Source organism: Mycolicibacterium setense, assembly GCF_000805385.1.
GTDB classification, from domain to species: Bacteria; Actinomycetota; Actinomycetes; order Mycobacteriales; family Mycobacteriaceae; genus Mycobacterium; species Mycobacterium setense.
Window position 1 is genome coordinate 158,834 of record NZ_JTJW01000010.1, and the last position, 23,186, is coordinate 182,019.

Genomic DNA, 23,186 nt, shown 5'->3' on the forward strand with positions numbered 1-23,186 from the left:
CGCACGCCTGTCGACGCGGAGAGCTCCGATTCAACTGGAGATGATCCGATGCAGCGCAACACCTTTCTCCGTCATGCCCGCGGCTTGGTCAAGGGACCGATCGCGTGGATTCACACGCGGGCGTCGCTGACCCCGCAGGAACGGCACAACCTGCGGATGAGCAACACCCCGGTGGCGGTCCTGACCGCGTCCCTGGGCGGCGGCTCACATTCCGCTCCGTAGCCGATCCAGGCGCAAATTCCTTTGATCTGACCATGTTTCACGTCACCAACCGCGTGAACTGACCCCTTCCCAATCCGCACACCGCCTCAAGTCTCACCGAATCCGGCTTCCCCCAGCCGGTTCGGTGCGATTTGTGGTGCATGCCGACCACCGACCGGAGCAGCGACGATGAACACCTCTGTCGAACAAGCCACTCTCACCCCCACGAAGGCCGCCGACCGCCTGCTCCCGCGCGCGGCCGCTGAGGCACACCACGATGTCGAGATCACGCTGGCGAACGTGCGAGGCCACGTCGACGGCCTGACCATCGCGGATGCCGCCGAACGCCTCACCGAAGACGGCCCCAACGAGGTCGCCCACGACAAGGCACCGCCCGCGGTCCTCCAGCTCTTGGAGGCCTTCAAGAACCCGTTCATCGCGGTACTCGTGGTGCTGGCCACCATCAGCTCGGTGACCGACATCTACCTGCCCCTTCGCGGTGGGCAGGACGCCGACTACACCGGTGTCGTGATCATCGTGATCATGGTGGTGCTCAGCGCCCTGCTCCGGTTCTGGCAGGAGTACCGCTCGGGCAAGGCGGCCGAGACCCTCAAGGCGATGGTGCGGACCACCGCGACAGTGCGACGCCGGGCCGCTCCGGGTGCCGCACCCGAGCTCATGGAGGTCCCGATGGCGCAGATCGTCACCGGCGACATCGTGCAACTGTCGGCCGGCGACATGATCCCGGCAGACATCCGCCTGCTCGATTCGCGCGACCTGTTCGTCAGCCAGGCGGCACTGACCGGCGAAGCCCTGCCGGTGGAGAAGTACGACACGCTCGGCGCGGTGGCGGAGAAATCCGCGACCGTGGTCGCCGACGACGATGCCGGCCCGCTCGACCTGCCCGGCATCTGTTTCATGGGCACCAACGTGGTGAGCGGCACGGCCACCGCGGTCGTCGTGGCAACCGGCGCGCACACCTACTTCGGGTCGCTGGCCAAGGCGATCGTGGGCTCACGCGCGGAGACGGCCTTCGACCGGGGAGTCAACAGCGTGAGCTGGCTGCTGATTCGCTTCATGTTGGTGATGGTGCCGATCGTGTTGCTGATCAACGGTTTCACCAAGGGCGATTGGCCCGAGGCCTTCCTGTTCGCGCTCGCGGTCGCGGTAGGGCTCACCCCGGAAATGCTGCCGATGATCGTGTCGTCCAATCTCGCCAAGGGCGCGGTCGCATTGTCGCGTCGCAAGGTGGTGGTCAAGCGCCTCAACGCAATCCAGAACTTCGGCGCCATGGATGTGCTGTGCACCGACAAGACGGGCACGCTCACCCAGGACCGGATCATCCTCGAGCATCACACCGACATCCGGGGCGAGCGGAACGACAACGTGCTCGCCTTGGCCTGGCTCAACAGCTTTCATCAGAGCGGCGTCAAGAATCTGATGGACCGCGCCGTCCTGCACTTCGCTGAAGGGACTCCCGAAACGCTGCTCGCCGCGTCCGCCTATCGCAAGGTCGATGAGCTTCCGTTCGACTTCGAGCGACGCCGCCTGTCGGTCGTCGTGCAAGACGTCGACCGGGACCATCTGCTGATCTGCAAGGGAGCAGTCGAGGAGATGCTCGCGGTGTCGAGCCGGGTGTGGGACGGCGCAGCGGCCCGAGCGCTCACCGACGCCGACCGTGGGGCGCTGGCCGGAACCGCACGCGACTACAACCGCGAGGGATTCCGGGTGCTGCTGGTGGCCACCCGGCAGATCCCGCGCAGCCGGCGCACGCACCGCTACCGCATCGAGGACGAGAACGACCTCGTCATCCACGGCTTTCTCACCTTCCTCGATCCGCCGAAGGAGACGGCCGCGCCGGCCATCACGGCCCTCGCCGAACACGGCGTCACGGTCAAGGTCCTCACCGGTGACAACGAGGTCGTCAGTGTCAAGATCTGCCGTGAGGTGGGGCTCGATCCCGGACAACCCGTTCTCGGCCCCGAGATCGACACGCTTGACGACGACGACCTCCGGCGCATCGTCGACGAACGAACCGTGTTCGCGAAGCTGACGCCGCTGCAGAAGTCGCGCGTGCTGCGGGCACTGCAGGCCAACGGCCACACCGTCGGTTTCCTGGGCGACGGCATCAACGACGCACCGGCACTGCGTGATGCGGATGTGGGCATCTCGGTCGACACCGGCACCGACATCGCCAAGGAATCCGCCGACATCATCCTGCTGGAGAAAAGCCTGATGGTGCTCGAAGAAGGTGTGGTCAAGGGCCGGGAGACGTTCGGCAACATCATCAAGTACCTGAACATGACCGCGAGTTCGAACTTCGGCAACGTGTTCTCCGTACTGGTGGCCAGCGCCTTCATCCCGTTCCTCCCCATGCTGGCGATCCATCTGCTGATCCAGAACCTGCTGTACGACATCTCCCAGCTGGCGCTGCCGTGGGACCGCATGGACAAGGAGTTCCTGCTCAAGCCGCGCAAGTGGGATGCCAGGAACATCGGCCGGTTCATGATCTGGATGGGACCGACGTCATCGATCTTCGACATCACCACCTTCGCGGTGATGTGGTACGTCTTCGCGGCCAATTCGCCCGAGATGCAATCGCTGTTCCAATCGGGCTGGTTCATCGAAAGCCTGCTCTCGCAGACGCTGGTCGTGCACATGCTGCGCACCCAGAAGATCCCGTTCATCCAGAGCACCGCGGCGCTGCCGGTACTGCTGACCACCGGGGCGGTCTGCGTGCTCGGGATCCTGATCCCGTTCTCGCCACTGGGAGCGGCGGTCGGATTGCAGCCGCTGCCGTGGCAGTACTTCGGATGGCTGGTCGCGACACTGGTGTCCTACTGCGTTGTCGCTCAGGGGATGAAGACCATCTACATCCGCAAGTTCGGTCAATGGTTCTGAACATCTGAGGGACGATGGGCAGATGACTGAGTCACGGACCTACCCACCCGGCGTCCCCTGTTGGGTGGACACCGACCAGCAGGATGTGGCTGCCGCCCAAGACTTCTACGGTCGGCTGTTCGGCTGGACATTCGAGAACGTGCTGCCCGAGGACGCCGAGGAGTCGTATTCGATCGCCACCCTGGAGGGTCGGGACGTGGCCGCGATCGCGTCCGCACATTCCGGTGACGAGATCGCCTGGAACACCTACATCGCGGTGGCCGACGCGGACGCCACGGCCACCGCGGTGGCGGCCGCCGGAGGGACCGTGACGAGCGGGCCCGTCGACGCGGGACCGGGTGGGCGTCAGGCCGGTTGCGTCGATCCCCGCGGCGCACATTTCAAACTGTGGCAACCGCGGCGGCGCCTCGGCGCCCAGCTGGTCAACGTTCCCGGCACCTGGAATTTCAGCAACCTGCAGACGACCGATCCGCAGGCCGCCGCGACCTTTTACGCGCCGTTGTTCGGCTGGGAGTTCGACAACGCCGGCTTCGCGACGATGATCCGCCGGCCCGGCTACGCCGACCATCTGGCCGCCACCGTCGACCCCGGTATCAAGGAACGGCACGCCGCTGCGGGTACCCCGCCCGGATTCTCCGATGCGGTCGGCTGGGTCGGGCAGCTGCAGGACGAGCAGCAACCCGAACACTGGGAAGTGGCATTCGCCGTGGCCAACCGCGACGAATCCGTGTCACTGGCCGAAAAGCTCGGCGCGGCAGTCATTTCCAGCTCCGAAAACGAGTGGTCGAACAACGCCCTGATCCAGGACCCCCAAGGCGCCCGGCTCATCCTGAGCCAGTTCGTCCCCCCGACGGGGTGAGAACCGAGCGGTGCCGGGTGCGGACGGTGAGCACCGCCGCGGCGATGATCACCTCGACCAGAGCCAGCAGGGTCGCGGTGGTCATCAGCGCCGAGGTCGCCGGCGCCACCGCCGCCGCGCCGTGGCGATGCGCGGGCATCGGGGCGTGCACGGCGATCATCGCCAGGCTCATCAACGCGATGGTGCACCAGACTCCGGGGGTGCCACTGCGCCACAGGTGAGCCGCGCAATACAGACAACCCACGATCATCGCCGCAAGCACACCGGCGGCCACCAGGTTGGCGGTCGCCTCCAGCATCAGCACGTGCAGCGCCGCCGAACTCGCGGCCAACAGCGCGCACGTCCGCCGCCCGAGAACGCTGCAGGCATGTGCGGCCGACATGATCCCTATCGTCGCAGCAATGAGACCTCAGCGTGGCTTGAACCGGATGAGCTGCGAAATCCCCGGTGCGAGTCCGCGTATCGCCGTACCGTCTGCCCTATGACCAACTTCGAAGCCCGACCCGCGCGTCGTCGCCGTCGGCGCCAACGCTTGAGCCGGTCACCACGGGTGATGGGCACAGTCCTGCTCGCGGTCGCGCTGACCGCCGCATGTTCGACCAACACGACCTCCAGCGGCACGACGAGCAACACCGCCGACGCCGTCAAGGGCGAATCCGCGTCCGGCCGTGTCGTGGTGATCACCACCGGTGGCACCATCGCCACGAGCACCGATGCCAACGGCGTGCGCCGCCCGACCGTCAGCGGCGCCGATCTGGCCGCCGGCCTGGACGTTCAGGTCGTGGATGTGATGAAGAAGGACAGCTCGCAGCTGACGCCGGCCGACTGGGACGTGATCGCCTCGGCAGCCAAGAAAGCGGTCGCCGACGGCGCCTCCGGAGTGGTCATCACCCATGGCACCGACACCATGGAGGACACCGCGATGTGGCTGGACGTCACCTACAACGGACCCGCACCGATAGTGCTGACCGGGGCGCAGCGCAGTTCCGACGCCCCGGACGCCGACGGGCCGACCAACCTGCGGGACGCGCTCACCGTGGCGTCCAGTCCTGCCGCCCGCGACCAGGGCGTGATGATCATGTTCGCCGGGGACGTCTTCCAGGCGTTGGGAACCCACAAGGTGAACACCCAGGATCTGCACGCGTTCGGCGGCACGCCACCGATCGGTTCCGTCGCCGACAACACCTTCAAGCTGGACCACCCCGCGCAGCGGCCCTTCGTCGGTGACGTGCCTGCGGCCGGTGCACCACGGGTCAACGTGGTCGCGGCCTACCCTGGCGACGGCGCCGGGCCCATCGATGCCGCCGTGGCCGCGGGCGCACGCGGAATCATCGTGGAGGCACTGGGATCCGGCAATGCCGGTGAAGGCGTGGTGGACGCGGTGCGCCGCCACGCGCCGGCCGGCGTCGCCTTCGGAATATCCAGTCGAGTCCCCGACGGTGAGGTCATCGCCGAATACGGTCCGGGTGACGACATGGTCAAGGCCGGCGCGGTGATGGTTCCTCGCCTCCGGCCCAGCCAGGCCCGAGTGCTGATGATGGCTGCGCTGGCCACCAAACAGCCGGTCGGCGAGGTGATCAAACGCTGGGGCTGAACGGTTTTCAGCGCTACCCGTCGGCGAGCCCGAGGAGTTTGACGCTTTCGCTCCGCATGTCGACCTTGCGGATCTTGCCGGTGACGGTCATCGGGAACTCGTCCACGACAAGCACATAACGCGGGATCTTGTAGTGGGCCAGCTTTCCGGTGGCGAAGGCGCGCAGTGCCTCGGCATCCACGGGCGCGCGGCCCGGCTTCATCCGCACCCACGCGCAGATCTCCTCGCCGTACTTCGCATCGGGCACGCCGATCACCTGGGCATCGTCGATGTCGGGGTGGGTGTAGAGGAACTCCTCGATCTCACGGGGATAGACGTTCTCACCGCCGCGGATCACCATGTCCTTGATCCGGCCGACCACGGTGCAGTAGCCGTCCTCACGCATCACCGCCAGATCCCCGGTGTGCATCCAGCCGTCGGGGTCGATGGCCTCGGCGGTTTTCGCCGGCTCATCCCAGTAGCCGAGCATGACCGAGTAACCGCGGGTGCAGAACTCACCGGGTTGCCCGCGCTGCACCGTCTCGCCGGTGTCCGGGTCGACGATCTTGACCTCGATATGCGGATGGGCCCGACCGATGGTGGCGGTACGGCGCTCCAGATCGTCGTCGACCAGCGTCTGACACGACACCGGTGAGGTCTCGGTCATGCCGTAACAGATCGCCACCTCCGCCATGTGCATGTCGGCCACCACGCGCTTCATCACCTCGACGGGGCACACCGACCCCGCCATGATCCCGGTCCGCAGTGAGGACAGGTCGAATTGCGCGAAATCGGGGTGCCCCAGCATCGCGATGAACATCGTCGGCACCCCGTACAACGCGGTGCACCCCTCGGATTCCACGGTGGCCAAGGTGATCCCGGGATCGAAACCGGGTGCAGGGATGACGATCGTCGCTCCGTGGGTGAGCGCACCGAGGTTGCCCATCACCATGCCGAAGCAGTGGTAGAACGGCACCGGGATACACACCCGGTCGCCGCGATCGAAATTGATCAGCCCGCCGACGAAGAACCCGTTGTTCAAGATGTTGCGATGGCTGAGCGTCGCCCCTTTGGGGAATCCTGTTGTCCCCGAGGTGTACTGGATGTTGATCGGGTCGGTGTTGGAAAGCTCGCCGCTCCGGGCCCGCAATTGTTCCTCGCCGACCTGCTCGATGTGTAACCGGTCCCAGTCCAGGGTGCCGAGGAAGATGATGTCCTTCAGCGCCGGACACTCCGCTTGCACCTCGGCCACCATCGTCACATAGTCGGAGGACTTGAACGCGGTGGCCGACACCAAAGTCCGGATGCCGGATTGCTTGAGGACATAGGCCAGTTCGTGAGTGCGATACGCCGGGTTGATGTTGACCAGGATCGCGCCGATCTTGGCCGTCGCGAGCTGAAGCATCACCCATTCGGCACAGTTGGGCGCCCAAATGCCGACGCGATCACCCTTCTGCACGCCCAGGGCCATGAGACCGCGTGCCACCGCGTCGACTTCGTCGTTGAGCGCGGCATAGCTCCAGTGCCGCCCGGTGGCCACCTCGACAAGCGCATCCGCGTCCGGCCCGGCCGCCACCATGCGCTCGAAGTTCGCCCCGATGGTCTCTTCCAGCACGGATACATCGGTGGGGCCACGGTCATAGGAACTGATCGCCGTATTCATTCCACAAGATCCTCGTATCGGTATTCGGTGGAAATCGGTTCGCCCGCTGCATGAGCCGCGTCCTCACGCTTGCGCAACTCGACGCGGCGGATCTTGCCCGAGATGGTCTTGGGCAGATCGAAGAACTCGACCCGGCGCACCTTGAGATAGGGCGCGAGATGGTCACGGGCATAGGTCATGACGTCTTTCGCTGTGTCCGCGTTGGCTTCCCAGCCTTCGGCCAGCGCCACATACGCCTTGGGCACGGACAGCCGGGTGTCATCGGGCTGCGGCACCACCGCGGCCTCGACCACCGCTGGATGCTCGATCAGCACGCTTTCCAACTCGAACGGCGACACCTTGTAGTCACTGGACTTGAACACGTCGTCGGTGCGGCCGATGTAGGTGATGTAGCCGTCCTCATCACGGCTCGCGACGTCGCCGGTGTGGTAGTAACCGCCGGCCATCACGGCCTCATTGCGTTGCGGGTCACCGAGATAGCCGGTCATCAGATTGTGCGGGTGCGCCGCGAGGTCCAGGCAGATCTCCCCCTCGTCGGTCGGCTTTCCGGTGATCGGATCCACCAGCACCACCGGGACGCCCGGCATGGGACGGCCCATCGAACCGGGTTTCACCGGCTGGCCCGGAGTGTTGCCGACCAGCAGCGAGGTCTCGGTCTGGCCGAATCCGTCGCGGATCGTCAGGCCCCACGCCTTCTCGACCTGGGCGATCACATCGGGGTTCAGCGGTTCACCTGCGCCCAGGATCTCCCGCAGCCCCTCGGGCCGCTCACCGAGGTCGGCCTGGATCAGCATGCGCCACACCGTCGGTGGGGCACAGAACGTGTTGACCTTCGCCCGCCGCAACTGGCCCATCAACGCCGCGGCGTCGAATCGCGCGTAGTTGTAGACGAAGATGGTCGCCTCGGCGATCCACGGCGCAAAGAAACAGCTCCAGGCATGCTTGGCCCAACCGGGTGAGCTGATCGCCAGGTGCACGTCACCGGGCGTGACGCCGATCCAGGCCATCGTGGTCAGATGCCCGACCGAATAGCTGACCTGGGAATGCTCCACCAGTTTGGGCCTGCTCGTGGTGCCGGAGGTGAAATAGATGAGCATCGGGTCATCGACCGTGGTGCCCGGGTCGAATCGCCGCGCCGGCACCGCGTCGGCGTCGGCGTAGCTGTGCCAGCCGGCGGGCGCGTCGCCGACCGCGATACGCACATAGTCGCCCGGCACCTCGGCGAACTTGACCGCATCGGCGGAGTTGGCGATGACGAACCGTACGCCACCGCGAGCGATGCGATCCGACAGGTCCGCCGGGCCCAGCGCCCCGGTGGTCGGCATGATGACGGCGCCCAGCTTGGCGATGGCCAACATGGACTCCCACAACTCAACCTGGTTGCCGAGCATCAGCAGGACCCGGTCACCCTTGGTCACGCCCAGCTCCTGCAACCAGGCCGCGACGCCATCCGACCGCTGCGCCATCTCGGCAAAAGTGACCTTCTGCTCGGAACCGTCCTCCTCGACGATCCACAACGCTGTGCGGCTGTTGCCCCTGGCGATCACATCGAACCAGTCGACAGCCCAGTTGAAAGCACCTGTGATCGACGGCCAGGCGAACTCCTCGACGGCCTTCTCATAGTCGGCGATGGTCGCGACCAGCTGGTCACGGGCCGTGCGGTACCGGTCTGTGTTGCTCGCGACGGAATCCATGACAGCTATGCTCTACGTCACACTTGCCCGCCCGCTACCCCCGAAAGTGGGTGCCGACGATGCGCCCCTGGTTGCTGCGCCCGCGCGACGCCGACGCGGTCCGTGCCGAGCTGCGCAGGATGGCCGGCGATACCGGGCTTCCGTTGGCCTTCGGCGGGCAGGTTCATGAGGGCACGCTGCTGTTGAGCGAGTTCTTCGGCACCCGCACCGGCGCCATGCGCGGGCTCGCGGTGCTGCCCCGGGCGGGGCTCGGCGGGGCCAGCGTGGTGTCCCGTCGCCCGATCTCCGTGCCCGATTACCGGCGTGCGTCGACCATCACCCACGACTATGACGAGCCGGTGCTGTCCGAGGGCATCCGCTCGATCCTGGCCGTGCCCGTGATCGTCGACGGCACAGCCCGGGCCGTGCTGTACGGGGCGCACCGCACCAGCGCCCCGATCGGCGGGCGGACCGCGGCCGCGATGGTGGCCTCGGCGCAGCGGTTGAGCGAGGAGCTGCGGGTACGCGACGAGGTGGACCGCCGGCTGCGGATGCGTGAGGCCGCACTGACCAACTTCGCCGATCAGCCGGCCGATACCGAGCAGATCCGTGAGGTGCACGCCGACCTGCGCCGGCTGGCGGCCGACACCCCGGACCTGGCCGGGCCGTTGCGGGAGCTGGCCGACCGGCTGGCCGTGGCACTCCGGGGCGACCCGCCGGCCAGCGCCCCGCTGACCACCCGCGAGCTCGACGTGCTGGCGCAGGTGGCTCTGGGATGCACCAATGCCGAAGCTGCCCAGCGGCTTTCACTCAAACCGGAAACGGTGAAGAGTTATCTGCGCAGCGCGGCAGCAAAACTCGGTGCCCGCAACCGGCACGAGGCGGTGTCCAAGGCCCGGCGGCTGCGCCACATTCCTTGACCGTGGGGCGTCAGAGACACTTGCGCTGAAGATAGCGGCCACTGGGTGGCAGTAATCTTCAGCGTAATGCTCGGCACCGCACACCACCTCGGACTGGGAGGATGGCCCACATGACCTCGATCCAGCCGTTCCGCATCGCAATTCCCGACGCCGACCTCGACGACCTCAAGCAGCGCCTCGCCCGGACCCGGTGGCCCGAGGCCGAATGCGTCGACGACTGGACCCAGGGCATCCCACTGGACTACACCCGCGACCTCGCCGACTACTGGGCCAACACCTACGACTGGCGGGCCCGCGAGGCCGCGCTGAACCGGTTCGACCACTTCACCACCGAGATCGACGGGCTCGACATCCATTTCATCCACCAGCGGTCCGGGCGTGAGGACGCGTTTCCGCTCCTGATCACCCACGGCTGGCCCGGATCCATCGTCGAATTCCACAAGGTGATCGAGCCGCTGACCGAGGCCGGGTTCGACGTGGTGTGCCCCTCGCTGCCGGGCTACGGATTCTCCGGCAAACCGAGCACCCCGGGCTGGGGTATCGGGAAAATCGCGCAGGCCTGGGACACGTTGATGACCCGGCTGGGCTACGACCGGTACGGTGCCCAGGGCGGCGACTGGGGTGCCGCGGTGACGACGCAGATCGGCCGAAACGTAGGCTCGTGCGTGGCCATTCACGTGAACATGCCGATCGCCCAGCCGCCGGCCGAGGGCATCGGGGAGATGACCGAGGACCTACAGAAGGCCCTGGCCCGCATCGACTACTACCGCAAATGGGATTCGGGCTACATGAAGCAGCAGTCCACCCGACCACAGACCGTCGGGTACGGGCTGGTGGACTCCCCCGTCGGTCAGCTGGCGTGGATCGTGGAGAAGTTCTGGTCATGGATGGACTGCGACGGGAACCCCGAAAACGTGGTGCATCGCGATGAACTGCTCGACAACGTGATGCTGTACTGGCTCACCGCGTCGGCGGCGTCGTCAGCCCGGCTGTACTGGGAGAGCCACGACACCTGGGGCGGTGGCGGGGAATACGTCAGCCTGCCCACTGGGATCGCGTCGTTCCCGCTGGAGATCCTGCGCGCGCCGCGAAGCTGGTGCGAAACCGGTTACAACGTCACCCACTACACGACGATGCCCCGGGGCGGCCACTTCGCGGCGTTCGAGCAGCCGGAGTTGTTCGTCGAGGACGTGAAGACTTTCTTCGACACGGTGCGGTGAAACCGGCCCGACATCGAAAAGCTGTGATCGCGCGTCGGTTTCTGCACTTGCGCTGTGGATTCGGCGCGGCAGCAGCCGGAGGGTAGAAAGCGGAGTAGGCGTGCCCGCAGCACCTCAGGCCAGCGAGTCCACCCAGGCCCGGTGCAACGCCGCGTAAGCCCCGTCGGTCCGGCCGATCAGATCGGCGGGTGCGCCGTCCTCGATGATGCGGCCGTGCTCGAGCACCAGCACCCGGTCTGCGATCTGCACCGTGGACAGCCGGTGCGCGATCACCAGTGCGGTGCGGTCGGCCAACACGGTTTCCAACGCGCGCTGCACCATTCGTTCGCTCGGGATGTCCAGTGAGGACGTCGCCTCATCCAGGATCAGCACCGCCGGATCGGCCAGGAATGCCCGGGCGAATGCCACCAGCTGTCGCTGCCCCGCCGAGAGCCGGCCGCCGCGCTTGGCGACATCGGTGTCATACCCGTCGGGCAACATGCCGATGAAGCGGTCCGCACCAACTGCCTCGGCCGCCTCCCGAACCTCCGCGTCGGTGGCCTCGGGCCGCCCGAACCGGATGTTGTCGGCGACCGTCCCGGAGAACATGAAGTTCTCCTGCGTGACCATCACGACGTGCCGGCGCAATTCGGACTGCGTCAGCGCCCGCAGGTCCACACCGTCGAGGGTCACCGATCCGGCTGTGGGGTCATAGAAGCGGGAGATCAGCTTGGCGATGGTGGTCTTGCCCGCACCGGTGGTGCCGACCAGCGCCACGGTCTGGCCGGCCGGCACCGAGAGCTCAAGCCCGGGCAGGACCGGACGGCCCGGCGAGTACTCGAACCGCACGTCATGAAACGTGACGGCGCCCTTGGGGTCCGGTAGTGCGACCGGTGCCGCCGGATCCGCGATACGCGGCTGCTGCGCCAGCACCCCGGCCAGCTTCTCCAGCGCCGAGGACGCCGACTGGAACGTGTTGAAGAACTGCGAGATCTCCTGCATCGGTTCGAAGAACATCCGCAGGTAGAGCAGGAAGGCGGCCAGCGTGCCGATGGTCATCTCGCCGTGAAGCACGCGAGAACCGCCGTAGAGCAGCACCACACCCGTGGTGAGGTTGCCGACCAGCTTGACGCCGGGCATGAAGATGGCCAGCAGCTTGAAGGTCTTCTCGTTGATCGCCCGGTACTCGTCGGCGACATCGTCGAAGATCTCCTGGTTGCGCGGCTCGCGCCGGTACGCCTGCACGGCCTTGATGCCCGTCATGGTCTCGACGAACTGCACGATCACCAGCGCCGCGCTCTCGCGCACCAGCCGGTACGTCTTGCCCGACTCGTTGCGGAACCACCACACCAGGGCGACCAGGATCGGAAACGCCACCAGGCACATCAGGCCCAGCCGCCAATCGAGTGCCACCAGCAGGACCGCTGTGCCGAACAGCGTCAGCACCGCGGTGATCAGGCTGTCGAAACCCGTTTCCAGCATGTCCTGGATGGCCTCGACGTCGTTGGTGGACCGGCTGACCACCCGGCCCGACGTATACCGGTCGTGGAAGGCCACATCGAGTCTGCCGAAATGCCGGAACACCCGACGGCGCAACTCCAACAGCACGCGCTGGCCGACCCGACCGGAGCGGCGCAGGAAGAACATGCGGCTGATGGCCTGCACGATCACCACCGCGCACAACGTCCCGACGATGAGCATCAGCTCACGGGCCGGGCCGCCCTCGAGAATCGGCGGGATACCCCGGTCGATACCGCGCTGCACCAGGATCGGAACCGACAGCCGGGCAGCGTTTTCCACGACGACCACCAACGCCAGCGCCGCGACAGTCCACCGGTACGGACGCAGCAGTGACACGAGCAGTGCCCGCGCCTCACGGCGCCGGGGCACGCTTTCGTCGATCGGGAGGGTGTTGGCGTCGCCGGTGGTGCCGGTGGCACCGTCGCGGTCCTCGGTGACCTGTCCGCGCCAGTCAGTGACGGTCATCGGCGCTGCACCTCCGCGCTGAGATGTGGTGGCTCGCCGACTTCATCGATGGCCGCACGTTCGGCTTGGCCACGTTCCAGCCGGCCCAACTCCTCGTCGTCCTCCCATTCACAACTGCGCTCGCAGGCGTCGTCGAGTTCGTCGTCGGCGGCCAGCAGATAACGGTATTGCGGCACCTGCGCGAGCAATTCGGCGTGCGTCCCGATGTGGGTGATGGTGCCGTCCTGGAGCAGGGCGACCTTGTCCGCCAACAGCACGGTCGACGCACGATGCGCCACGATGATGCCTGTCACCCCGCGCAGCACGCGGCCCAGAGCTTCCGTCACCACGGCCTCGGTGTGTACGTCCAGCGCCGACAACGTGTCGTCGAGCACCAGGATCTTCGGCGCCGCCAGGATCGCGCGGGCCAGCGAAAGACGTTGGCGCTGACCGCCGGACAGGCTCATGCCCTGCTCGCCGATCCGGGTGTCCAGGCCGAACGGCAGGTCGTAGACGAACTGCGCCGCCGCGATCTCGATGGCCTGGCCCAACTGCTCGTCCGTGGCGTCCGCACGGCCCAGCCTCAGATTCTCGGCCACCGACATCGAGAACAGCGTCGGATCCTCGAACGCGGTGGCGACGGTCTGCCGCAGCGCCGGCAGGCTCAGTTCCCGGATGTCGCGGCCGTCGATCAGGATCTGCCCTTCGGTGACGTCATAGAGCCGCGAGAACAACGCCGCCAGCACCGATTTGCCCGATCCGGTCGCGCCCACCAACGCCAGTGTCTGCCCCGGCTCGACGACGGCGGTGGCATGGCGCAGTACCCATTTGCCCTCCCCGTCGGGGAACTTGAAACCCACATCACGCAATTCCAGCCGGCCGCCGCGGGGCGGCAGCGACACCGGGCCGTCGGCGATCTCGATCGGAGCGTCGAAGATCTCGGCGATGCGGTTGGCCGCGGTGAACGACTCCTGCGTCATCGACAGCAGGAAACCCAGGGAAGCGATGGGCCACACCAGCGACAGCATCATCGTGATGAAGGCGACCAGGGTGCCCATCGTGACGTGGCCGTGGCCCGCCGCGTACGCACCGAACCCCAACACCACGATCAAGGTGAGGTTGGGAATCACCTCCAGCAGCGTCCAGAACTTCGCCGACACACCCACTCTGGCGACCTGGGTGTCATACAGCTGCGTGGCCTGCTCGTCGAACCGGTCGATCACATAGTCCTCACGGCCGAATGCCTTGACCACCCGCAGCCCGAGCGCCGCCTCCTCGACATGAGTCGCGACGTGCCCCGTCTGGTCTTGCGCCAACCGCGACAGCCGGGTGTACTCGCGCTCGAAATGCAGGACGGTCAGCGTGATCGGCACGATCGACACCAGCACCACCACACCGAGCGGCCAGTACATGGCCAGCAGGATCGACGTCACCACGACGATCTGCAGGCCGTTGAGGATCAGGAACACCAACCCGAAGGACAGGAACCGGCGGATCGTGGACAGGTCGTTCATCACCCGCGACAACAGCTGCCCGGACTGCCAGCGGCTGTGGAAGCTCATCGGCAATATCTGCAGGCGCGCGTAGAGATCCTTGCGGATGTCCGCCTCGACGCCCATGGTCGCGCGGGCCACCAGCCAGCGCCGGATGAACCACAGCACCGCCTCGGAGATGCCGACCGCGACCGCGGCCGAGCCCAGGACCCACAGCCCGTGCGGATCCTGGTGGCGCACCGGACCGTCGATCACGGCCTTGGTCATCAGCGGAATCGCCACCGTCGCAGCCAGGCTGACCACCGCGACCACGACCATCACGATCCAGCGGGCCCGGTACGGCAGCAGATAAGGCAACAGCCGCCACAGATCTGAACTGGTCCGGAGCCGCTTCGAGGGCGGGGCGATCGCGGGTTGGCTCACTGAGTCCATCTTCCCATCACGGGCAAACGATTAACCTCACGCAGCCGGTGCCTCCTCGGCGAATTGCGTGTCGTACAGCTCGGCGTACCGGCCGCCGCGGGCCAGCAACTCGCGATGCGTGCCGCGCTCGACGATGCGCCCGTCCTCGACGACGAGAATGAGATCGGCCGCGCGGACCGTGGACAACCGGTGCGCGATGACGATCGAGGTGCGCCCGCCCAATGCCTCGGCCAGAGCCTGCTGAACGGCGGCCTCCGAGGCCGAATCCAGCGACGCCGTCGCCTCATCGAGCACCACCACCCGTGATCGTCCCAACAGCAGGCGCGCGATGGTCAACCGCTGCCGCTGTCCTCCCGACAGACGGTATCCGCGCTCACCGACAACCGTGTCCAAGCCGTCGGGCATGGCCGCGACCACATCGTCGAGCCGGGCGCGGCGCAGGGCCTCCCAGAGTTGGTCGTCGCCCACACCCGGGGCGGCCAACTGCAGGTTCGCGCGGATCGACTCGTGGAACAGATGCCCGTCCTGGGTCACCATGCCCACGGTGTCCTTGAGCGACGCGAACGTCACGTCCCGCACGTCGGTCCCGTTGAGCCTGATCGCCCCGGAGTCGACGTCGTAGAGCCGGGCCAGCAGCGACGCGATGGTCGACTTGCCTGCCCCCGACGATCCGACCAATGCCACCATCTGCCCGGGCCGGGCGGTGAACGAAATACCGTGCAGCACCTCGTCACCACCACGCTCATCCAGCGTCGCCACCTCTTCCAGCGAGGCCAGCGACACCTTGTCCGCCGACGGGTAGGCGAACCGGACGTCGTCGAATTCAACGGACACCGGATCCCGGTCATCCTGGCCGGGCACAGCCACCGCGCCGGGCTTCTCGGCGATGAGCGGCACCAGGTCCAGCACCTCGAAAACCCGCTCGAAGGAGACCAGCGCGCTCGCGATCTCGACCCGCGCGTTGGCCAGTGCGGTCAGCGGCGCATACAGCCGGGTCAGCAACAGCGCCAGCGACACGACGGCACCGGCCTGCAGCTGCCCGCCGATCGCCAGCACGCCGCCCAGCCCGTAGACCAGGGCCAGGGCCAGCGCCGACATCAGCGTCAGCGAGTGCATGAACGCCGCCTGCAGCATCGCCGTGCGCACCCCGATGTCACGCACCCGGTCAGCGCGCACCGCGAACTCGTCGGACTCACGCGCCGGGTCGCCGAACAGCTTGACCAGCGTGGCCCCCGGTGCGGAGAACCGTTCGGTCATCTGGGTGTTCATCGTGGCGTTGTGGGTGGCCGCCTCGCGGGACAGCCCGGCCATCCGGGCGCCGATGCGGCGGGCCGGCAGCACGAACAGCGGCAGCAGGGCCAACGACAGCAGGGTGATCTGCCAGGAGATGCTGAGCATCACCACCAGCGTCAATGTCAGAGTGACAAGGTTGGCGACGATGCCCGAGAGCGTGTCGGAGAAGGCGCGCTGTGCCCCGATGACGTCATTGCCCAGCCGGCTCACCAGCGCGCCGGTCCGGGTGCGGGTGAAGAACGCCACCGGCATGCGCTGCACATGGTCGAACACGGCGGTGCGCAGATCCAGGATCAGCCCTTCACCGATGTTGGATGACAACCACCTGGTCAACAGGGCCACCGCGGCTTCAGCGACGGCGATCGCGGCGATGGTGCAGGCCAGCAGGACCACCGTCGACGCCGGCCCGCCCTGCGTGATCGCGTCGACCACACGGCCGGCCAGCACCGGCGTCGTCACCGTCAAAACGGCACTGACCACGCTGATCGCCACGAACCCGCCCAGCATCCGGTGGTGGCGCGCGGCGAACCGCCAGATCCGGGACAACAGCCGCCGATCGGCCAGTGCGCGCAGGTCACCGTCGCGGGCATGTGCCTGCCGGTACAGCGACTGCCGCGCCACCGTTTCCATACTCATGAGCATCACCGTAAAACCTGAACAATTATTGAGGTCAAAGATTCCCGGGCGCCTGCGCGATCAGCTGTGGTTCATCGGGCAAGATGGCGGTTATGGATAGCGCAACCGGTGGCATTGCCTCGCCCCGGGTCCTCGTCGTAGACGACGACCCCGACGTGCTCGCCTCCCTGGAACGTGGGCTGCGGCTGTCCGGGTTCACCGTATCGACGGCCGTGGACGGGGCCGAGGCGCTGCGCAGCGCCACCGAGACCCGCCCCGACGCGATCGTGCTCGACATCAACATGCCCGTGCTCGACGGTGTGAGCGTGGTGACGGCCCTGCGCGCGATGGACAACGACGTGCCCGTCTGCGTGCTGTCTGCGCGCAGCAGCGTCGACGACCGCGTGGCCGGGCTGGAAGCCGGCGCCGACGACTACCTGGTCAAACCGTTCGTGCTGCAGGAGCTGGTGGCCAGGGTCAAGGCCCTGCTGCGCCGGCGCGGCGCCTCGGCCACCTTCTCGTCCGAGACCATCCAGGTGGGCCCGCTGGAGGTCGACATCCCGGGCCGCCGCGCCCGCGTCAACGGTGTCGATGTGGACCTGACCAAACGCGAGTTCGACCTGCTGGCCGTGCTGGCCGAACACAAGACCGCGGTGCTGTCCCGGGCACAGTTGCTGGAACTGGTCTGGGGCTACGACTTCGCCGCCGATACCAACGTGGTGGACGTGTTCATCGGCTACCTGCGCCGCAAACTCGAGGCCGGCGGCGCGCCGCGGCTGCTGCACACCGTCCGGGGCGTCGGATTCGTCCTCAGGACCCAGTAGCGACATGACGAGCGCCACCGCCAGGAGTCAACGGCCATGAGCCTGCTGACCCGGATCTTCCGCCGCACACCGTCGCTGCGGACCCGGGTCGCGTTCGCCACCGCCATCGGCGCGGCGATCGTCGTCGTCATCGTCGGCACCATCGTCTGGGTCGGCATCACCAACGACCGCAAGGAACGCCTGGACCGCCGTCTCGACGAGGCCGCCGGATTCGCCATCCCGTTCCTGCCGCGCGGCCTCGGCGAGATCCCCCGCTCCCCCAGCGATCAGGACGCGGTGATCACCGTGCGACAGGCCGGCGACATCTCCTCGAACTCCAACGTGATCCTGCCCGAGCTGCCCGACGGCTACGCCGACACCTATATCGACGGCGTGCGCTGGCGGGTCCGCACCGTGCAGATCCCCGCGCCCGGCCCGATGTGGGTGGCGGTCGGCGCGACCTACGACGCCACCATCGCCGACACCAACAATCTGCACCGCCGCGTGATCATCATCTGCGTTTTCGCCGTCGGTGCAGCGACCGTATTGGGCTGGGTACTCGCCGCATTCGCGGTGCGTCCGCTCAAACGGCTGGCCGAGCAGACCCGGCAGATCGAGGCAGGCGACGAGGCGCCCGACGTCGAGGTGCGCGGCGCGAGCGAGGCCGTCGAGATCGCCGACGCCGTCAACGGCATGCTGCAACGCATCTGGAAAGAACAGGACCGCACCAAGGCCGCGCTGGCCTCGGCCCGCGACTTCGCCTCGGTGTCCGCCCACGAACTGCGCACCCCGCTCACCGCGATGCGGACCAACCTCGAAGTCCTTTCCACCCTGGACATGCCCGACGACCAGCGCAAGGAAGTGGTCGGCGACGTCATCCGCACCCAATCGCGGATCGAGGCCACCCTCGGCGCGCTGGAGCGCCTCGCCCAGGGTGAGCTGACCACCACCGACGACCACGTCACCGTCGACATCACCGAACTGCTCGACCGCGCCGCGCACGACGCCATGCGCGTCTATCCCGATCTCGAAGTGTCGCTGGCGCCCTCACCGACCGTCATCATCATCGGCCTGCCGACCGGGCTGCGGCTGGCCGTGGACAACGCGATCGCCAACGCCGTCAAACACGGCGGCGCCACCCGGGTCCAACTGTCGGCGGTCAGCTCACGCGAAGGCGTCGAGATCGCCGTCGACGACGACGGGGTGGGCGTGCCCGAGGAAGAACGTCAAATGGTGTTCGACCGCTTCTCCCGCGGGTCGACGGCGTCACGGTCCGGCTCCGGCCTGGGACTGGCCCTGGTCGCCCAGCAGGCCGAATTGCACGGGGGCACAGCGGCTCTCGAATCAAGCCCACTCGGCGGGGCACGGCTGCTGCTACGCCTTCCCGGCCCGCACTAGGTTCCCGCTGGTTTCCTGCGACAAGCAAAATCGCCCGCCCCGTTGCGGAGGCGGGCGATCTGCGTCGTGCCGTTACTTCTTCTCGCGCTGGGACTTACCGCTGTCCCAGCGGTTGAACCCGGCCTTCTCCGCGGATTCGACGTCCGCGAACCAGATCTCGGCGACCGTCACCGAGTAGGACGGGCTCTCCGGCGAGTGATAGAGCATCGAATCCTCGTTGCCCTTGATCAGATAACCCGTCGGCGTGCCCGCACCCGACACCCGCACCGAGCCGGCACCGTACGGCGACTCCTCGACGACCTTGACGTCATCGTCGGGTGCCTCATGAGCGCCGCCACCGGAGGCGAACTTGGCCGCCCCGGCCGCCCCCGCTGCGCCGGCAGCCGCGGCACCGGTGCCGCTGACCTTGGGCAGCTGCGTGGTGGGCTCGTCTCCCGCACCGGCCCTGGGCAGCTTGGTCGTCGCATCATCGGCGACAGCCGTTGATGCGGCAGCGGTTCCGCCGGCGGCCTTGGCCGCGGTGCCGCCACCACCCGCGCCCTCGGGGCGACGGCCGAGGGCGCCGTACACCGGCACCTCCCGCTTGACCCGACGCAGCGTCAACGCGAGCGTCAGCACCAGCCCGAGCACAAAGGCCAGGGCCATCAACCACCAGTTCACATCGCTCATCGTCGTGCTCCAATCTCACGAGAGCCGGGCAGTTCGGCGAACGCCTCTTCCTCACTGGTGGGCTTGACCGTCACCACCGAAATCAGCCAGGCCACCAGTGACCCCACCACGAATGCGAGCAGATACCACAACCATTGGATTACGAAGTCCATGTCGAATCTCCCTAATTGACCGTGATCTCGACACGGCGGTTCTGCGCCTTGCCTTCTGGGGTGTCATTGCTGGCGATCGGATTCGCCGAACCCGCGCCCGACGACCTCACGTGGTCCGCCGGCAGGCCTTGTGAAACCAGGTAATCGGCAACGGCTTTGGCACGGTTGCCGCTCAGCGGAACGTTGATCGCGTCATTGCCCGAGCTGTCGGTGTAACCGGTCACGTCCACCTGCGCACCGGCGCAGGACTTCAGCTTGTCGGCCACCTGCGACAGCAGCTGCTGCGACGCCGGGGCCAGCACGAATCCGTCGGTGCTGAAATTGATCGGGGTACGCAGCAGTGCACTCACGTCGCCCTGCAGCGCAGCGCACGGCCCGGGTGTCCCTCCGGGGGCTCCGGGAGCCGCAGGCGCCGAAGGAGCCGGTGTAGCCGCGACCTGAATGTTGTTGACCAGCTTGATGTTGGGCCACGCCGCCTTCGCGGCCGCCTCGACCGCGGCACGTACCTCCGCCGAAGGCGCGGTGCCGGTCAACGTCAGCGTGTCACCCTCGATGCTGAAATTGAAATCCGGAATACCGTCGGCCGCGGCATCGAAAACCTTGCCCAGCGCCGAGACATCGGGAGTACTCACCCCCGGCCGCAGATTCAGGTTGTCGATCAAATTGACATCCGCACCGAACTTTCCGCGCAGCCAGTCCAGCAGCGAGGCCTTCGCCGCCGCATCGGGCAGGTCACCGGTGAGGGTGAAATCGTTGCCGTTACGGGCAATCGACAACGGCGCGAACGAAAGATTCGGCAAATTGACGTTGGGCGCGTTGACGTCCGGGGCATTAACATCCGGAGCCGTCATCGTCGCCGTGGGATTGATATCGGGAAGAGTGACATCACCGTTCTTCCGCGAGTGGTCCAACCCACCCCAACCGATCAGCCCCAGCAACAATGGAACCGCCGCCAGCGCCAACAACCAACCCAAACCGGGTGGTCGTCGATATAGTTTGGAGGCTGTTTGCCAGCCTGTGATTGTCCGAGATTCGTCCGAACCCGACATTTGGGTACTCCTGAAAGTCGACGAACAGTTATCTACAGCAGCGAAACAGGTTGACGGTAGCAGCAAATGGAATTTGACGGTTAGGTTCGGCCAATACTTACCGAACCCACGGCAACATCAACGCGTGGCGAGCAGATCGATCACGAAGATCAACGTCTTGCCCGAAAGCCGATGTCCCGAACCGGCCGGTCCATACGCCTGCTCCGGTGGTATGACGAGCTGGCGGCGACCGCCGACCCGCATCCCGGGAATTCCGTCCTGCCAGCCCTGAATTAGGCCCCGCAATGGAAATTCGATGGATTCTCCGCGGTTCCACGAGCTGTCGAACTCCTCGCCGGAGTCGTATTCGACACCCACGTAATGCACCTCCACAGTGCCCCCTGGCACTGCTTCGGCGCCGTCGCCGACCACCAGATCGGTGATGACCAATTCAGTTGGGGCGGGTCCGCCCGGGAACTCGATGTCAGGTTTTGTACTCACCCGATCAACGCTAGTCCGGCAGACTGGTCGCGTGGCCAAAGATCAAGACATCCTCGCCGAAGTTCACCGGCTCGTCGCCGAAGAGCAGGAGCTGCGGGACAAACTGCAGCACCGGGAGATCGATGAGTCCGAAGAGCAGCAACGACTGAGATCAGTGGAAGTCGCGCTCGACCAGTGTTGGGACCTGTTGCGCCAGCGCCGCGCGCTGCGTGACACCGGACAGGACCCGGGCCTGGCCCAGAAGCGCCCTCCCGACGAGGTCGAAGGTTATCGGGGCTGAGCGGACCGGCGTGAGGTGACAGATAAGGCGTTGGACGCCGTCATCATCGGCGGTGGGCACAACGGCTTGGTGGCTGCCGCCTACCTGGCTCGCGCGGGGCGCCGGGTCCAGGTGCTCGAACGCCTCGACCACGTAGGCGGCGCAGCGGTTTCGGCACACGCCTTCGAAGGCGTGGACGCCCGGTTGTCGCGGTACTCGTACCTGGTCAGCCTGCTTCCCCAACGGATCATCACCGACCTCGGGGCCCGAATCCGGCTGTCCCGTCGCAGAATTTCGTCGTACACGCCGGATCCGGCCACCGGCGGCGCCGCCGGACTGCTGATCGGCCCGCATCCGACCTTCGATGCGATCGGCGCCGGCGCCGACGCGGCCGGATTCGCCGATTTCTACCGCCGCTGCGGACTGATCACTTCCCGGATCTGGCCGACGCTGCTGCAGCCGCTGCGCGGCCGGGCCCAGCTGCGCCGCGACGTGCTCGGCGGGCAGGATGCCGAGACGGCCGAGGCCTGGGAAGCACTGATCGAACGGCCCGTCGGCCAGGCGATCAGCGCCGCGGTGTCACATGATCTGGTGCGCGGTGTGATGGCCACCGATGCCCTGATCGGGACCTTCGCCGACATCGACGATCCGACACTGATCCAGAACGTGTGCTTTCTCTACCACCTGATCGGCGGCGGCACCGGCGACTGGGACGTCCCGGTCGGCGGGATGGGCGCGGTGAGCGGGGCCCTGGCTGCCGCCGCCACCGGATTCGGCGCCGAAATCATCACCGGGGCAGATGTTTACGCGGTCAACCCGGACGGCGAGGTTCGCTATCGGCAGGGCGGGTCGGCACGACGGGTGAACGCCGACCGGGTGCTCGTCAACGTCACCCCCGCGGCTCTCGCCGGCCTTCTCGGCGATCCGGTCCCCGAGACCGCGCCCGGCGCGCAGGTGAAGGTCAACCTGATGTTGCGCCGGTTGCCCCGGCTGCGCGACCAACGCGTCACGCCCGAACAGGCTTTCGGCGGTACGTTCCACATCAACGAGGGGTTCGGCCAACTGGCCGCAGCCTACCGCGATGCGTCAGACGGACGGGTTCCCGATCCGCTCCCCTGCGAGATCTATTGCCACTCCTTGACCGATCCGAGCATCCTGTCCGAGGACCTGCACGCCTCAGGGGCACACACGCTGACCGTATTCGGTCTGCACACCCCGCACTCACTGGCTGCCGGTGATCCCGACCGGACCCGCGACCGGCTGACCTCGGCCGTGTTGAACTCGCTCAATTCGGTTCTGGCCGAGCCGATTCAGGAGGTCCTGATGGAGGACGCCGCCGGCCGGCTGTGCATCGAGGCCAAGACCACCGCCGACCTGGAACAGTCCCTCGGTATGACCGCGGGCAACATTTTCCACGGCGCGCTGCGGTGGCCGTTCGCCGAGGACGACACACCGCTGGACACCCCGGCGCAACGGTGGGGGGTGGCCACCGCCCACGACCGGATCCTGTTGTGCGGCTCTGGCTCGGTCCGCGGCGGGGCGGTTTCGGGTATCGGCGGGCACAATGCCGCGATGGCCGTGCTCGAAAGCTGACGGGG

Annotated in this window: 20 protein-coding genes; 10 read left to right on the plus strand and 10 right to left on the minus strand. The window is 66.9% G+C overall.

Annotated features, from left to right (window positions below):
• Nucleotides 1-48 precede the first annotated feature (48 nt).
• The 3 genes from QQ25_RS30685 to QQ25_RS26035 all read left to right on the plus strand — a co-directional run bounded on the left by QQ25_RS30685 (nt 49) and on the right by QQ25_RS26035 (nt 3,961).
• Complete coding sequence (locus QQ25_RS30685) at nt 49-222, plus strand: hypothetical protein (RefSeq protein WP_101906452.1); 174 nt, start codon at nt 49-51, stop codon at nt 220-222.
• Nucleotides 223-390: 168 nt separating this feature from the next.
• Nucleotides 391-3,102 carry a magnesium-translocating P-type ATPase gene (gene mgtA, locus QQ25_RS26030; protein ID WP_039381988.1) on the plus strand — a complete coding sequence of 904 codons (2,712 nt, stop codon included), beginning with the start codon at nt 391-393 and terminating at the stop codon, nt 3,100-3,102.
• 22 nt (nt 3,103-3,124) lie between these two features.
• Nucleotides 3,125-3,961, plus strand: a complete 837-nt coding sequence (locus QQ25_RS26035; protein ID WP_039381990.1) for a VOC family protein — start codon at nt 3,125-3,127, stop codon at nt 3,959-3,961.
• Here QQ25_RS26035 and QQ25_RS26040 read toward each other — a convergent pair.
• Nucleotides 3,927-4,343 carry a hypothetical protein gene (locus QQ25_RS26040; protein WP_039381992.1) on the minus strand — a complete coding sequence of 139 codons (417 nt, stop codon included), beginning with the start codon at nt 4,341-4,343 and terminating at the stop codon, nt 3,927-3,929. The genes QQ25_RS26035 and QQ25_RS26040 overlap by 35 nt on opposite strands.
• A gap of 99 nt (nt 4,344-4,442) precedes the next feature.
• Between QQ25_RS26040 and QQ25_RS26045 the strand changes: the two genes are divergently transcribed.
• Nucleotides 4,443-5,555 carry an asparaginase gene (locus QQ25_RS26045; RefSeq protein WP_234711983.1) on the plus strand — a complete coding sequence of 371 codons (1,113 nt, stop codon included), beginning with the start codon at nt 4,443-4,445 and terminating at the stop codon, nt 5,553-5,555.
• Between the two features lie 13 nt (nt 5,556-5,568).
• Here the strand turns inward: QQ25_RS26045 and QQ25_RS26050 are convergent, their stop codons facing one another.
• Entirely contained in the window at nt 5,569-7,185 is a 1,617-nt protein-coding gene (locus QQ25_RS26050; protein WP_039382652.1) for an AMP-binding protein, read from the minus strand.
• Nucleotides 7,186-7,193: 8 nt separating this feature from the next.
• Complete coding sequence (locus tag QQ25_RS26055; protein WP_039381993.1) at nt 7,194-8,891, minus strand: AMP-binding protein; 1,698 nt, start codon at nt 8,889-8,891, stop codon at nt 7,194-7,196.
• Between the two features lie 59 nt (nt 8,892-8,950).
• Between QQ25_RS26055 and QQ25_RS26060 the strand changes: the two genes are divergently transcribed.
• Together QQ25_RS26060 and QQ25_RS26065 are read left to right on the plus strand one after the other, a co-directional pair.
• On the plus strand, nt 8,951-9,790 hold the full coding sequence (locus QQ25_RS26060; RefSeq protein WP_039324857.1) for a helix-turn-helix domain-containing protein: 840 nt from the start codon (nt 8,951-8,953) through the stop codon (nt 9,788-9,790).
• Nucleotides 9,791-9,900: 110 nt separating this feature from the next.
• The gene (locus QQ25_RS26065) at nt 9,901-11,010 is read left to right on the plus strand and encodes an epoxide hydrolase family protein (RefSeq protein WP_039382653.1); all 1,110 of its coding nucleotides are present in this window, start codon (nt 9,901-9,903) and stop codon (nt 11,008-11,010) included.
• A 114-nt stretch (nt 11,011-11,124) separates the two neighbouring features.
• Here QQ25_RS26065 and QQ25_RS26070 read toward each other — a convergent pair whose 3' ends face one another.
• Genes QQ25_RS26070 through QQ25_RS26080 form a run of 3 tightly spaced genes read right to left on the minus strand, consistent with a single transcriptional unit; the run spans nt 11,125 to nt 16,799 of the window.
• Nucleotides 11,125-12,975, minus strand: coding sequence for an ABC transporter ATP-binding protein (locus QQ25_RS26070; RefSeq protein WP_039381995.1), 1,851 nt, complete (start codon nt 12,973-12,975; stop codon nt 11,125-11,127).
• Nucleotides 12,972-14,870, minus strand: a complete 1,899-nt coding sequence (locus tag QQ25_RS26075) for an ABC transporter ATP-binding protein (protein WP_409370978.1) — start codon at nt 14,868-14,870, stop codon at nt 12,972-12,974. The genes QQ25_RS26070 and QQ25_RS26075 overlap by 4 nt, the downstream gene beginning before the upstream one ends.
• A 36-nt stretch (nt 14,871-14,906) precedes the next feature.
• On the minus strand, nt 14,907-16,799 hold the full coding sequence (locus QQ25_RS26080; protein ID WP_039382655.1) for an ABC transporter ATP-binding protein: 1,893 nt from the start codon (nt 16,797-16,799) through the stop codon (nt 14,907-14,909).
• A 92-nt stretch (nt 16,800-16,891) separates the two neighbouring features.
• On the opposite strand from QQ25_RS26080, the gene prrA reads away from it, so the two are divergent.
• The gene (prrA, locus tag QQ25_RS26085; protein ID WP_029110266.1) at nt 16,892-17,602 is read left to right on the plus strand and encodes a two-component system response regulator PrrA; all 711 of its coding nucleotides are present in this window, start codon (nt 16,892-16,894) and stop codon (nt 17,600-17,602) included.
• A gap of 36 nt (nt 17,603-17,638) precedes the next feature.
• Nucleotides 17,639-18,979 (plus strand): sensor histidine kinase, encoded by a 1,341-nt coding sequence (locus QQ25_RS26090; RefSeq protein WP_039324865.1) that lies wholly within the window; start codon nt 17,639-17,641, stop codon nt 18,977-18,979.
• 72 nt (nt 18,980-19,051) lie between these two features.
• Here the strand turns inward: QQ25_RS26090 and arfC are convergent, their stop codons facing one another.
• From arfC to QQ25_RS26110, 4 genes are all read right to left on the minus strand, one after another.
• Nucleotides 19,052-19,648 (minus strand): channel accessory protein ArfC, sunset domain variant, encoded by a 597-nt coding sequence (gene arfC / locus QQ25_RS29875; RefSeq protein ID WP_052236083.1) that lies wholly within the window; start codon nt 19,646-19,648, stop codon nt 19,052-19,054.
• Nucleotides 19,645-19,800: a channel accessory protein ArfB gene (gene arfB / locus QQ25_RS31145; protein ID WP_029110268.1), complete on the minus strand. Its 156-nt coding sequence runs from the start codon at nt 19,798-19,800 to the stop codon at nt 19,645-19,647. Before arfB ends, arfC begins: the two co-directional genes overlap by 4 nt.
• An 11-nt stretch (nt 19,801-19,811) precedes the next feature.
• Entirely contained in the window at nt 19,812-20,849 is a 1,038-nt protein-coding gene (arfA, locus tag QQ25_RS26105) for a channel-forming protein ArfA/OmpATb (RefSeq protein ID WP_082017693.1), read from the minus strand.
• A gap of 117 nt (nt 20,850-20,966) precedes the next feature.
• The gene (locus QQ25_RS26110; protein WP_039324869.1) at nt 20,967-21,329 is read right to left on the minus strand and encodes an FKBP-type peptidyl-prolyl cis-trans isomerase; all 363 of its coding nucleotides are present in this window, start codon (nt 21,327-21,329) and stop codon (nt 20,967-20,969) included.
• A 31-nt stretch (nt 21,330-21,360) separates the two neighbouring features.
• Between QQ25_RS26110 and QQ25_RS26115 the strand changes: the two genes are divergently transcribed.
• Both QQ25_RS26115 and QQ25_RS26120 read left to right on the plus strand, forming a co-directional pair.
• A complete protein-coding gene (locus QQ25_RS26115; protein ID WP_039324871.1) occupies nt 21,361-21,609 on the plus strand; it encodes a DUF2630 family protein in 249 nt (82 codons plus the stop codon).
• Nucleotides 21,610-21,624: 15 nt separating this feature from the next.
• Entirely contained in the window at nt 21,625-23,181 is a 1,557-nt protein-coding gene (locus tag QQ25_RS26120; RefSeq protein ID WP_039324873.1) for a phytoene desaturase family protein, read from the plus strand.
• The last annotated feature ends 5 nt before the right edge of the window (nt 23,182-23,186 follow it).